The sequence below is a fragment of the Sorangium sp. KYC3313 genome (genome assembly GCF_052075895.1).
Classification (GTDB): Bacteria; Myxococcota_A; Polyangia; order Polyangiales; family Polyangiaceae; genus Sorangium; species Sorangium cellulosum_B.
Window position 1 is genome coordinate 11,560,191 of the sequence record NZ_CP197255.1, and the last position, 11,678, is coordinate 11,571,868.

Here is an 11,678-nt window from a genome sequence, read left to right on the forward strand (position 1 = left end):
GGACAGAGCACATCGAGCAGAGAAACCAGGTGAGAAAGAGGACAGGATCGATGCTGAGCACACGGGGGAACACCACTGCCTGGGGACTGCTTTTCGCGCTCGGGCTGCTGAGCCGAGGCGCTGCCGGTGGGATCGACGATCTCCAAGGGACCAAGCCAGGAGATCTGCCGAACAACGGAGATTTCTTCTCCGCCGAGGCATGCACCGGCTGCCACCGAGCCTTGCCTAATACAGATCCACCACAGTCGAAGGACTACATGCCGTCCGATACATGGGCAGGCACCATGATGGCCAATGCGTGGCGCGATCCCGTCTTCATCGCTGCCCTCACCATCGCCAACCAGGACGCGCCCGGAGTCGGCACGTTTTGCATACGCTGCCACTCCCCTATCGGCTTCGTACGCGGGCGTGCGACGCCTCCGGACGGGTCCGCGTTCGACCCCGATACGACCCTGGACGGTATCGTCGACGGCCAGGGGGTCGGGTGCGATGTGTGTCATCGAGCGACGACATCGCCCGCCCCCAACGATCCGTACATCCTGGGCAACGCGCAGCTCGTATTTGGCTACGAGATCGACCCGGAGGAGCAAAAACTGGTCAAATATGGCCCTTACGAGAACGTGATCTCTGAGCACCACGGCGGACAGAAGGCTCCCAGCCTCTCCACCTCCCGTTTTTGTGGTCAATGCCACCAGGTCACGAATCCGGAAGTGATGCTCCGGGACGCGAGCGGCGCTCCGACGGACATCGAATTTCCGCTCGATACGACCTTCGAAGAGTGGGCATCCAGCGACTTCCGCGACGGCGCGACGAATGCACAGAGCTGCGTTGACTGCCATATGCGCAAGAAGCTCGGGGAGTGGTCCGTCGCCAAATTCGGGCCTCCCCGCACCGACCCGCGGGACCACCTCATCGTCGGCGGCAACCACTGGGGCATCCAGGCCGTCATGGCGGCCGACCCGACGCTCGCGGCGGAGCGCGCGGATTCCTTCGAGCGCGCGCTCGACGGCACGCTCAAGAGCCTCGCCTCGGCCGCCTCGGTCACCCTCGTCGACGCCCCGCAGGAGGCCGCGCCAGGAGAGGAGATCGCCGTCACCGTCCGGGTCGAGAACCTCACCGGTCACAAGTTCCCGACTGGCTATGCGGAGAGCCGGCGCGCCTGGATCGCCGTGTTCCTCGTCGACGAGAACGGCGTCGAACGGCCGCTGCTCGGCGGCTACGACGCCGACACCGGCGAGATCCAGCACGAGCCGCCCACCCACGAGTACCGCGCCGTGCACGGGCGATGGGACAGCGAGGCGGGCGTGGGGGAGAAGGAGGAGCACCTCGCGCTCCACGACATGATCATCTCCGATACGCGCATCCCGCCGAAGGGGTTCGTCCCGTCGCGGACCACCCAGCCGACCGAGGAGATCGACTTCACCGATGGGAACGGCGGATACCGCAACTACGACGAGGCGCGCTTCACGCTCACCGTCCCGACCGACGCCTTCGGCAGGCAGACGCTCTCGGCGCGCGTGTACTACCAGTCGATGACGAAGGAGTACATCGAGTTCCTGCAGTCCGAGAACCACACGGACAGCACGGGAGACGACCTCCGGGCCATCTACGAGGAGACCGGCGAGGCGCCGCCCATCCTCGTCGCAGCCGATGACGCGGAAGCGCCGCTCGATCTCGGAGAGCCGCCCGCCAACGCCAGCAGCGGCAACGGCGGCGGCGGCAGCGGCAGCGGCGCAGGCGGCAACGGCACCGGCGGCGAGAGCTCGACCGGCGGCAGCGGCAGCCGCTCCAGCGACGACGGCGGCTGCGGCTGCCGGATGCCCGGCAACGTCCCCGACGGGTGGCTCCCCGCGGGCCTCGCGGGGCTCGCCCTCGCCGCCGCCGCCAGGCGCCGGCGCACCCATCGGCGGCATTGAGCCTCGCTCCACCACGAACCGCCGCAAGCGCGCGCCGCTGCAGGGCGGACGATCCCCGAGCGGCTCCGTCCCGCCCTTCCACCTGGAGACGGCCGCTTTTTCGCTCGCATCGCCCCCCCGGCGCCTTCATAGAGTGAGCCCATCCAGCGCCTCACGGCGAGCCTCGCCTTGCCCATCTCCCGCCTCGTCGATCCCCTCCTCGTGCTCCTCGTCGCCGCGGGCGTCGGCCTCGCGCTCTCCGGCGGCGACTGGAGCTTCCGAACACGCGGGGCGAAGATCGGGCGGGCGCTCGGGTGGAGCGCGTGGCTCGCGCTGTGGCTCCTCTCCACGCCCTGGCTCTCCAGCGCGCTCGCGCGCCGGATCAGCACAGTGCCGAGGGACCTGCACGCGGAGCTCGCCGGAAGCTCACCCGAGCGGCGGGTCCTCGTCATCCTCACCGCCGGCATCGACGCCGACGAGTTCGGCGAGCCAGCCATGGAACGGCAGTCGGCGGCAGGCCTCGAGCGCGGCCTCGCCGCCGTGCGGGTCTACCGCGAGTACGGCTTCGGCCACATCATCGTCTCGGGGAAGGACGTCCGAGGCGCGCCCACCCAGCTCGCCAGCGCGATGGCCGATCTCCTCGTGGAGCTCGGCGTTCCCAGGAAGAAGATCATCCTGGAGACCGAGTCGCGCGATACCCGAGAGAACGCCCTCCACTCCACGCGGATCGCCCGCGGCCTGTCGGCCGACGCCGTCGTGGTCGTGACCAGCGCGCTCCACATGCCGCGCTCCCTCCGCATGTTCGAGCGCGCAGGGCTCGACGTCCTCCCCGCGCCGGTCAGGTTCCAGTCGCTGCCGCCCGAGGGGCCTGAGCGGCTGCTGCCGGAGTCGCTCTCCCTCAGGCGGTCGCAGCGCGCCGTTCACGAGCTCGTGGGTCTCTTGGAGCCGTAGCCCCGGCGCGCCCCGCGCTACCAGGTGACCTTCTGCGAGCCGCGGAGGTATCGCCAGAGGCCGACCACCGCCGCCGCGTTCAGGACCACGAACGTCCGCGCGAGCGCGCCGAGCTTGCCCGCAGCGCCCCCGAGCGCCGCGAGCAGGTAGAAGGCCACCTGCCCGCCGAACAGCGCGCGCGCCGCGTAGAGCGTCCATGCGGCGTCGCCGCTCATCTCGGCGCCCATCCACGCGACCGTCGACGTGATCAGCAGCGCGACGAGCGCCCAGGGGCACACGAGGCGGAGCAGCTTGTGCGAGAAGATCTCGAACCAGGACGGGTTCCTGAACGGGACGAGGAGCGCCGGGAGCAGCGAAAAGAGCTGATAATTGCCGGCCAGCGTGCGCACCTTGCGGCCGAACTCGCGCTCGTCGCCGAACGCGTCGTCGTACGCGATCGCGTCGGGAGCAAACAGGATCGAACGCCCCTCGAGGCGGAGCCGCATCGGCACCCACATGTCGTCGAGGATGACGCCTTCCGGGAGATGGCTCATGTCGGCGCGGCGGATCGCATAGATGGGACCGGTCACGCCCACCATGCTCCTGAACCGCCCTTCCTGGAGGCGGATCCAGTTCTCGTAACGCCAGTAAGCCCCCGACCCGGCCGACCCCTTCAGCACCAGGTTGCCAGAGACGCAGCCCGCGTTCGGATCGGCCAGGAGCCGCACGAGCGCGCGCAGCGCCCCGGGCACGAGCGGCTGGCGGATGTCCGTCATCAACAGCACCTCGCCCGTCGCGACCCCGAGCATCGTGTTCACGCCGATCGGCTTGCCACGACGCGCCTCGCTGACGATCACCTTCACCCGAGGATCGCGCTCGGCCAGCTGTCGCGCCACGAGCACGGTGTCGTCCGTCGAGCCGTCCGAGAAGAGAAGGACCTCCAGCTTGTCCTTCGGATAGTCGAGCGCGAGGAGGCTCTCGACCTTCGCCGGGAGATACGACGCCGCGTTGAAGACGGGTATGCACGCCGTCACCGTGGGGACGTAGTCCGGATCCTCCTTCCGCTGCGCAGGCCGGAGGCGCGCCAGGATGCCGATAACGATCGGGTACCCGAAGTAGGTGTACACGAGCACCGCGACAGCCAGAAAGGAGGCAATGACCACGCTAAACTGTAGAGCGCCGGTCGGGGGCGGTTGTCAACTGACACGGATGGCCACGCCGCGACACGGCCGTTCATGTTGCACGCGTTGCACGCGCGCCGCCCGCGATCAGTCCCGCACCTTCACGCTCCGGATGATGTCCCCATCCGCGAGCGCGGCCCACGGCCCGGCGGCGACGCCGACGGCCGCGTACTGGCCGTCGAGGTGCGGCGCGCGCGCGTGCATCACGAAGAGCTGGCTCGATCCGGTGTCGCGGCCGGCGAGCGCGACGCCGACCCGGAGCGGCTCGAACGCGACCGGCGACGTCTCGCAGCGCAGCGCCGGCCTGCCGGGTGGACCTCCGGCGCCGTCGCCGAACGGCGCGCCGAACTGGGTGACGAAGCCGGGCACCACGCGATGGACGATCTTGCCGTCGTAATAGCCGGAGCGCGCGAGATCGACGAAGCGGGTCACCGCGACCGGCGCGAGCGCAGGGTCGAGCGTCATCGTGAGCTCGCCGGCGTCCGTGTCGAAGATCAGCACCGCCGGCGCGCGCACGAGCGCGGAGGCCTCGGCCGGCACCTCGCCGACCGGCGGCGCGACGGCCGGCCGCCCCGCCGCGCCCGCGTCCCCCGGCAGACCGGCGTCGCACGCGATCTTGCGGCCCCTGAGCACGCCGAGCGCCGTTCCGGCGCGCGCCCGCGTCGTGGGGTGGCTCGATCGGCAGAGCTGCTCCAGGCGAGCCTCCGCCGGCTTGAGCGCCAGCGCCCCCACCGCGTCGACGACCGCGCCGATCAGCTCCGGATCGTCGCGCGCGCCTGGGCGGTCGAGGAGCGCGAGCAGTGCGGCCTCGATCGCCGGCGACGTGACCGCCGCGAGCGCGTCCTTCCCGTCGCTCCGCTTCCTGCGCTTCCGCTTCCCCGGCGCCTCGGACGCGCGCTGGGGCTGCCGCGCGATGACCTCCGCCGCGGCGGCGACGAGGCCCGGCTCCTCGGCGGCGAGCGCCTTCGCGAGCAGGTCGGGCGCGCCGGCGATCTCCTCGTGCGCGGCGATGAGCTCGATCGCGGCCTCCCGCGCGCGCAGATCGCCCGACGCGGCGTACGCGCGGAACGCGGCGAGCCGCGCGCCCGTGATGGCGTCGCGGCCGATCACCTCGACGACCGCCCGGGCGCCGATCGGGCCGCGCACCGGCGCGCCTGCGTCCGGCTTGCTCCCCGGCTCCGCCGGCGCCGTGACGTCACAGCCGAGCAGCAGCGGATCGCGGTAGTCCCCGCCCGCGAGGAGCCGGGCCGCGCCGCAGCGGAGCCACGCGACGCGGCGGAGGATCGCCGCGGGCGCGCTCGGCGGCGGCGGCAGGGCGGCGAGATCGCGGAGCGCCTTGCGCGCGGGGCCCGCAGATCCGAGCGCCTCGAGCGCGGTGAGCAGCACGCCGAAGTCCTCGCTCACGAGGCCCGTGAGCGCGATCGGGTCCGCGCTCGGGGCGAGCGCCGCGACCGCGTCGGCGAGGGCGCGCTGGCCGGGCAGGCCGAGCCGCTTGAGGGCGCGCGCGGCCTCGGCGCGCTCGCTCGCGGTGAACACGCCCTTCGCGGAGAGGACGCGCGCGAGCTCGGAGGCGGCCGCCTCCCCTGCCCGGCCGAGCGCGCGCACCGCGAAGAGCCGCGCGTCGGAGGCCTCTGCGAGCCGCGCGGTCGCGACGTCGCGGATGCGGGGGATGACCGTGAGCGGGACGTGCTCGAGGCGCCCGATCGGGTAGAGCGCCTCGGGGACCGGCGGGCTCGCCGCGCTCCCCGAGGCGAGGTTGAGCAGCGCGACGAGCGTCTCCTCGCGCAGCTTGAGCTTGATCGCGGCGAGATCGCCGAGCGCGTACGCCGCGTGGATCGCGCGCTCGCGCGGGCCGTCGAGCCACGCGACCAGCGTCGGCTCCGACGCCTCCGCGCCGCACCGCCCGATGGCGCGGGCGAGCGCGCCGCCCGCGTCGAGCGGCGGCGCACCCGCAGCGGCGCCTCCGCTCGGCGCCGCCGCGGACGCAGCGGCGCTCGCCGCGGACGCAGCGGCGCTCGCCGCGCCCGCGGGGCCCGGGCGGGCGTCGCGGGCGAGGGCGCGCGCGACGAGCGCCGAGACCGCCTCGGCCTCGCGCTCCTTGCACGAGAACCCGAGGCCGTAGGCGGCCCACGCGACCACCTCGTCGTCCTCGTCGGCGAGCGCCCGCGCGAGCCCAGGCCACGCCGCGTCTCCGCCGATGCGCGCGAGGGCCCGCGCGGCGGCGCGCCGCACGCCGACGTCGCGGCTCTGCTGGTCCGCGGGGCTCACCTCCAGGGCGGCGCGGCGCTGCTCGGCCGCGAGGAGGGCATCGAGCCGCCCCGCCGCCCCGGCGCTGGCGGCCGGCGCCGCCGCGGAGATCCCGGCGTCGGGCGCAGTGCCCGGCGCCGGCTGCCCGGTGCAGGCGGAGAGGGAGAAGAGCAGCGCGAGGACGAGGAGCGGAGAGGAGCGCCTTCTCGGCATGATCACGGTTCACCCTGACGAGCGGTGTCGAGCAGCCAGGCGGCGCTCTCGCTGAGGATCCGCTTGCGGCGCATCGCGCGCGCGTCGAGCCACATCGAGATCACCTCGTGACCGCGCTGCCATGCGCGCGCAACCGCCGGCTCGCCCACGCGCGACGCCGGCAGCCCGCAAGCGTCGATCCCGACGTCGTGGAAGTTCTGGAGAGCCCTGGCCATGTGCCAGGAGCAGGTGACGATGGCCGCGCGCCGCGCGCCCACGCGGCGCAGGAGGGCCGCGCTGAAGATCGCGTTCTCGTGCGTCGTCAGCGACCAGAGATCCTGCAGGATCGCGTGCGCCGGCACGCCGGCGCGCCGCAGCTCGGCGGCGAGCACGCGCGCCTCGACCTGCGCGCCCCAGCGGCGCCCGCCGCTGGCGATCACCCACGGCGCGACCCCGGCGCGGTAGGCCTCCGCGGCGCGCGCCGCGCGGCGCGCACCGGGGGCCGCCGGGCGCCCGGAGGGAAACACCCTGCAGCCGAGGACGACGATGGCGTCCGCGTGGAGCGGCATGCGCCCGACCATAGCCCATCGGCCGCGGCCTTCGCGTGCCCGCTGCGCGCGATCGTCCTGCCCTCCCGCTCCCGCCGCCGCCCGCGGGCCGCGCCGCCCCGATGCCTGCGCCGCCCGCAGGCCGACCTGGGCCGCCACCTGCGCCCCCCGCCCCGCCGCCCGCGCCTCTGCCCCGCCACCTGCGCCCCCCGCCCCGCCGCCACCGCCTCCGGCCCCGCCGCCGCGCGCTCCCGCCCCCCAGCGGCAGGCCGCGCCGGCCGCCGGGCCCGCAACCTATCCCCTGACTACATTGGCGCCTTGGCCCTGCTCCCCCGGCCAGGTCTCCACGTCTGCGACCTTCCTTGCTCCCGGTGCACCAGGCGGCTTGACGCTGCCCGCGCTCGGAATCTAATAGCTCTACCTTGAAACGGGCGGGGTTCAGCGAGCGAGGCAGGATGCGGATCAAGATGTGGGGGGTTCGCGGAAGCATCCCCACGCCCGGTGCAGGCACGGTCGAAGTAGGCGGCAACACGAGCTGCTATGAGATTCGTGCCGGCGAAACGCTGGTCATCCTCGATGGCGGGACGGGGCTCCGTCTCCTCGGCCAGGAGCTGGTCAAGGAGATGCCCTTCGAAGCCTGGATGTTCTTCAGTCATGTGCACTGGGATCACATCCAGGGCTTTCCGTTCTTCACGCCCGCGTTCGTGCGCGGGAACAAGATCCATCTCTACGGTGGCCTCAACGTCTCCCGGACGCTCGAGGAGACGCTGGCCGGGCAGATGGACTACCCGAGCTTCCCGGTGCACCTCACGGAGATGGGCGCGGCGATGACCTTCCGCGACCTCTACGAGGGCGAGGTGGTCACGATCGGCCCGAACGACGATGTGCGTGTGACCAACGCGCGCGGCAACCACCCGAACGGCGTGTACGCGTACCGCGTCGAGCACGAGGGCAAGGTGGTCGTGTACATCACCGACTCCGAGCACTACGCGATCGTGGATCCGAAGCTGAAGAAGCTCGCGATGGGCGCCGACGTGCTGATCTTCGACGCCATGTACACGCCCGAAGAGTACGCGGGCGAGGTCGGCGGCGGTCCGAAGACGGGCTGGGGTCACGCCACGTTCGTCGCGGGCTGCGAGCTCGCGAAGGCGGCGGGCGCCAAGCAGCTCGTCCTGCACCACCACGATCCCAACCAGACCGACGCGATGGTGCGCGAGAAGGAGATGCGCGCCCGCGAGCTCTTCCCGAACACCATCGCCGCGCGCGAAGGCACGGTCATCGAGATCTAGCGCGACGCCTCGCCAGGCGCGCAGCGCGCCCCGATCGCCGCCCGTCGCCACCGACGCCGGGCGACAGCGCGCCGTCCCCAGCAGCACCGCCGCAGCGCTCTCCCCCTCCGCACGCACCGCAGCGCAGCACCACCGCGGCGCTCTCCCCCACCGCACGCACCGCAGCGTCGGCGCGGGGCTCTCCCGCACAGGAGACGGGCCCAGATCGGCGTTTTCGGCGCGGAGGCGCACTCCGGTGCGCTGAGCACCGAAAACGTCGAGATGGGCCCGTATCCGAAGCGGGAGAGCCCCGCGCCTAGGCGCTCTTTGCCATCGGCTCGCGGGTGATCTCCTCGAGGCGCGCGCGCATCCGCTTCTTGGCGCGCTCCTCGATCTGCCGCACGCGCTCCTTGCTGACGCCGAAGTCGGCGCCGAGCTGCTCGAGCGTCACGGGGCTGTCCGTCAGCCAGCGCTGGTTCATGATGGAGCGCTCGCGGGGCGACAGCTCGTTCACGACCTGGAGCAGCGCGCGCGAGAGCTGCGCGCGCTCGTCGGCGTCGCAGGCCTCGTCCTCCGGCGTGTGCGCGCCCGACGCGAGCCGCTCCACCGGAGCCACGCCGTCCTCGGTCGGAGAGCGCTCCAGGCTGACGTCGCGCGCCATGAGCAGCGGCAGCAGCTCGGCCGCCCGCTCCTCCGACAGGCCGCTCAGCTCCGCGAGCACCGCCGGGTCCTTCTCGTGCGTCTTGCGGTAGATGCGCAGCGCGCGCCGCTCGCTCTTCGACGACCCGAGGCGCACGATCCGGTACCCCCGCGCCACGTGCTCGCGGATCTCCGCCCGGATCCAGTAGGCCGCGTAGGTCGCCAGGCGGCAGCCACGGTCCGGATCGAAGCGCTCGGCGGCCTTCAGGAGGCCGATGTTCCCCTCCTGCACGATGTCCTCCATCGGCAGCCCCCAGCGGCGGTACTCGAGAGCGATCGTCATCACGAACGGCAGGCACGCCTCGATGAGGCGCCGGCCGGCGTCCCGGTCACCTGCTCGCCAGCGGAGCGCGAGCTCCCGCTCGGCGTCCGGGCTCAGGGTGGCGTAGTTCGCGAGCTCTGTACGATAAGCCGAGAATGCCGCACGATCCCAGGTGGCGCTCATGATCTCTCCGCTCTTCTCCCACCGCGCGCGCCGATCAAGCAGGGCTGGTTGGCGAGCCCCTACGAGCCGGCGGGCGGCACTGGCGCAGATGCAGGCGGGATGCCGGGATAACCCCTAGGAAATCGCCTTTTTTTGCGCTGGAATGCGCAACGTGTTCGGATCCCTCGACCGAAGCGAAAGCTTTGCGGGAAAGCGGAGGAGCACGAATGCGCAGCGCTGAGCCCAGATCCACAGCGCACGAGCGGCGAACGAGGCGGACGACGTGCGCGCCGAGGCCCCAGGCCGCGGGCGACGGCGCCGCCCGCGCGGCGCGCGCGCTCGCTCTCCGCGCGGACGCCGCCGCGGTCGCCCCTGCCCCCGCGCGCCGCATCGTGATATCCGGGGAGCAGTGAGGACGCGCGTCGCGGGCTCCGTCGCGTGCATCGCCGCAAGCCTGGCGACGCTCGCCTTGCTCTCGCGCGAGGCGGAGATCCCCCTCGCGAGGGCGCGGCGCGGGATCGCGCGGCCCTTGCTCCACACCGTCGCGCCGGACGACGAGGAGATCGACGGCGTCGGCTGCGACCCGAACGCCCTCGACCGCGGCATCGCGGTGCCGACCGGGGCGCCGACGTCGCTCGGCTGCGAGCAGGCCCGCGCCATCGTGGCCCAGGCCCGCACCACGCTGGCCGCTCCGCCGCTCCGCGTCGATCCCGCAAAGTTTGCCGAAGCGACCTCCGACTGGCTGGACCCGCACGGGCTGTGGTCGGTCGCCCCCGACACGCCCGTGGGCGCCTCGCTGCGGCGGGAAGCCGTCGCGCTCCTGGACGAGCTGCAGGCGCCCGTGGGCAGCGGGCCGTGCGCGGCGGCGCTGCGCGTCGGGCAGGAGCTCGCCCGGTGGTCGCGCGAGCTCGAGGGGCTCTTCGATGACGGCTACCGGCGCGGCCTGGCCAGCCCGCCCGCGACCCACGCCGCGGCGTGGGAGCTGGTGTCGTCGGCGCCGTTCGAGGACGGCGAGGTGACGCGCAGCGCCCGGGACCTCGCGCGCAAGCTCGGCCGGGAGGTCGGCGGGCTGCGCGCGCATGTCGGGGAGCCGCTCGCCCGGTACGCCGACGCCGTGCGCGAGCGGGCTGCGCCCTCGATGAGCGAGGACGGCTGGGCGCGCACGGTGATCGCCGCCGCGGTGCGCGCCTATGTGCCTCAGCTGGACGCGCACGGCGCCTGGGCGCCGCTCGCGGAGGAGGTCTCCATCTACGATCTCGACCTCGAGGCGCACCCGCCGGCCCGGCTCTGGCAAGAGATGACGCGCACCGCGATCGGGGTGCGCATCGACCGCGGCGCGCTCGCGCCGCTCGAGGACGGGGACGTGGTGATCCGGATCCAGGATCTGCCGATCTCCGGCATGAGCGTCGAGCAGGCCGAGCAGCTCGCCGTGCTGTCCGACGTGCCCCCCGGGACGACCGCTCGCGTGGCGCTGCTGCGGCGCGGGGTCGCGGCGCCCCTCGAGGTGATCGTGGCGCCGCACCCGGTCGGACCGCAGCCGGCCGAGGCGGCGCCCTCGGAGCTGCCGCTCGATCTGGTGCGCTACGGGGACGGCAAGATCGCGGTGATCGCCATCCCCGACGTGCCCGACGACCTCGGGGATCGGGTCGCGGCGGCGCTCCTCCGCGCGCGCGCGGAGGGCGACACGCGGGGCGTGATGCTGGACGTGCGCGCGAACGGCGGCGGCTCGACCGACGGCGCGATCGCCGCGCTAGGACTGTTCCTGCCGGGCGTACCGCTGTTCCCGATGCGGCGCCGCGACGGCGGCGTCGAGGTGGAGCGCTCGCCCGACGTCCCGGAGGAGCGCGGGTGGAGCGGGCCGCTCGCGGTGCTCGTCGACGGCGACTCCGCGAGCGCGGCGGAGATGATCGCCGGCGCGATCGCCAGCTACCGCCGCGGCGTGATCATCGGCGATCGGACGTACGGCAAGGGGTGCGCTCAGGAATACCTCGACGACGACGCCCACGTCGGCGTGCTGCGGCTCACGACGCTCCTCTACGCGCTCCCCGACGGCGCGCCGGTGCAGAAGGTGGGCATCGTGCCGCAGGTGCAGCTGTCGCTGCCGGCGACGAGCGAGCGAGAGGCGCGCGTGCACCGGGCGCTCGGCCCGTGGCGAGGCCCCGACGTGCGCGATCTGCACCGCGTGCGCGACGTGCCCTGGCCGGCGCACGCAGGGCGGATAGGGCCCTGCCGCGACGAGACGGTCTGCCGCGCGCTGCGGTCGCTCGGCGCGGTGCGCGCGGCAGCTCGCTGAC

General features: G+C 73.3%; 8 protein-coding genes. 4 read left to right on the forward strand and 4 right to left on the reverse strand.

Translation table 11 applies throughout. The annotated features are described in order from the left end of the window. Window positions 1-50 precede the first annotated feature (50 nt). Together ACSRUE_RS44060 and ACSRUE_RS44065 are read left to right on the forward strand one after the other, a co-directional pair. Window positions 51-1,916: an MYXO-CTERM sorting domain-containing protein gene (locus tag ACSRUE_RS44060; protein ID WP_441288807.1), complete on the forward strand. Its 1,866-nt coding sequence runs from the start codon at window positions 51-53 to the stop codon at window positions 1,914-1,916. A 168-nt stretch (window positions 1,917-2,084) separates the two neighbouring features. Then, window positions 2,085-2,846, forward strand: coding sequence for a YdcF family protein (locus ACSRUE_RS44065; RefSeq protein ID WP_441288808.1), 762 nt, complete (start codon window positions 2,085-2,087; stop codon window positions 2,844-2,846). Window positions 2,847-2,863: 17 nt separating this feature from the next. Here ACSRUE_RS44065 and ACSRUE_RS44070 read toward each other — a convergent pair whose 3' ends face one another. The 3 genes from ACSRUE_RS44070 to ACSRUE_RS44080 all read right to left on the reverse strand — a co-directional run bounded on the left by ACSRUE_RS44070 (window position 2,864) and on the right by ACSRUE_RS44080 (window position 7,014). Then, window positions 2,864-3,988: a glycosyltransferase family 2 protein gene (locus ACSRUE_RS44070; protein ID WP_441288809.1), complete on the reverse strand. Its 1,125-nt coding sequence runs from the start codon at window positions 3,986-3,988 to the stop codon at window positions 2,864-2,866. A gap of 105 nt (window positions 3,989-4,093) precedes the next feature. After that, complete coding sequence (locus ACSRUE_RS44075) at window positions 4,094-6,466, reverse strand: peptidylprolyl isomerase (protein ID WP_441288810.1); 2,373 nt, start codon at window positions 6,464-6,466, stop codon at window positions 4,094-4,096. Between the two features lie 2 nt (window positions 6,467-6,468). Next, window positions 6,469-7,014: a YdcF family protein gene (locus ACSRUE_RS44080; protein WP_437943869.1), complete on the reverse strand. Its 546-nt coding sequence runs from the start codon at window positions 7,012-7,014 to the stop codon at window positions 6,469-6,471. Between the two features lie 446 nt (window positions 7,015-7,460). On the opposite strand from ACSRUE_RS44080, the gene ACSRUE_RS44085 reads away from it, so the two are divergent. Beyond that, on the forward strand, window positions 7,461-8,282 hold the full coding sequence (locus tag ACSRUE_RS44085; protein WP_236644465.1) for an MBL fold metallo-hydrolase: 822 nt from the start codon (window positions 7,461-7,463) through the stop codon (window positions 8,280-8,282). Between the two features lie 295 nt (window positions 8,283-8,577). Here the strand turns inward: ACSRUE_RS44085 and ACSRUE_RS44090 are convergent, their stop codons facing one another. Further along, a complete protein-coding gene (locus ACSRUE_RS44090; protein WP_437761483.1) occupies window positions 8,578-9,405 on the reverse strand; it encodes a sigma-70 family RNA polymerase sigma factor in 828 nt (275 codons plus the stop codon). Between the two features lie 388 nt (window positions 9,406-9,793). On the opposite strand from ACSRUE_RS44090, the gene ACSRUE_RS44095 reads away from it, so the two are divergent. Beyond that, complete coding sequence (locus ACSRUE_RS44095) at window positions 9,794-11,677, forward strand: S41 family peptidase (protein WP_437943868.1); 1,884 nt, start codon at window positions 9,794-9,796, stop codon at window positions 11,675-11,677. The last annotated feature ends 1 nt before the right edge of the window (window position 11,678 follow it).

Coding starts and splice junctions, on each gene's coding strand:
- ACSRUE_RS44060 (WP_441288807.1), top strand. CDS start 51: ATGCTGAGCACACGGGGGAACACCACTGCCTGGGGACTGCTTTTCGCG.
- ACSRUE_RS44075 (WP_441288810.1), bottom strand. CDS start 6,466: ATGCCGAGAAGGCGCTCCTCTCCGCTCCTCGTCCTCGCGCTGCTCTTC.
- ACSRUE_RS44080 (WP_437943869.1), bottom strand. CDS start 7,014: ATGCCGCTCCACGCGGACGCCATCGTCGTCCTCGGCTGCAGGGTGTTT.
- ACSRUE_RS44085 (WP_236644465.1), top strand. CDS start 7,461: ATGTGGGGGGTTCGCGGAAGCATCCCCACGCCCGGTGCAGGCACGGTC.
- ACSRUE_RS44090 (WP_437761483.1), bottom strand. CDS start 9,405: ATGAGCGCCACCTGGGATCGTGCGGCATTCTCGGCTTATCGTACAGAG.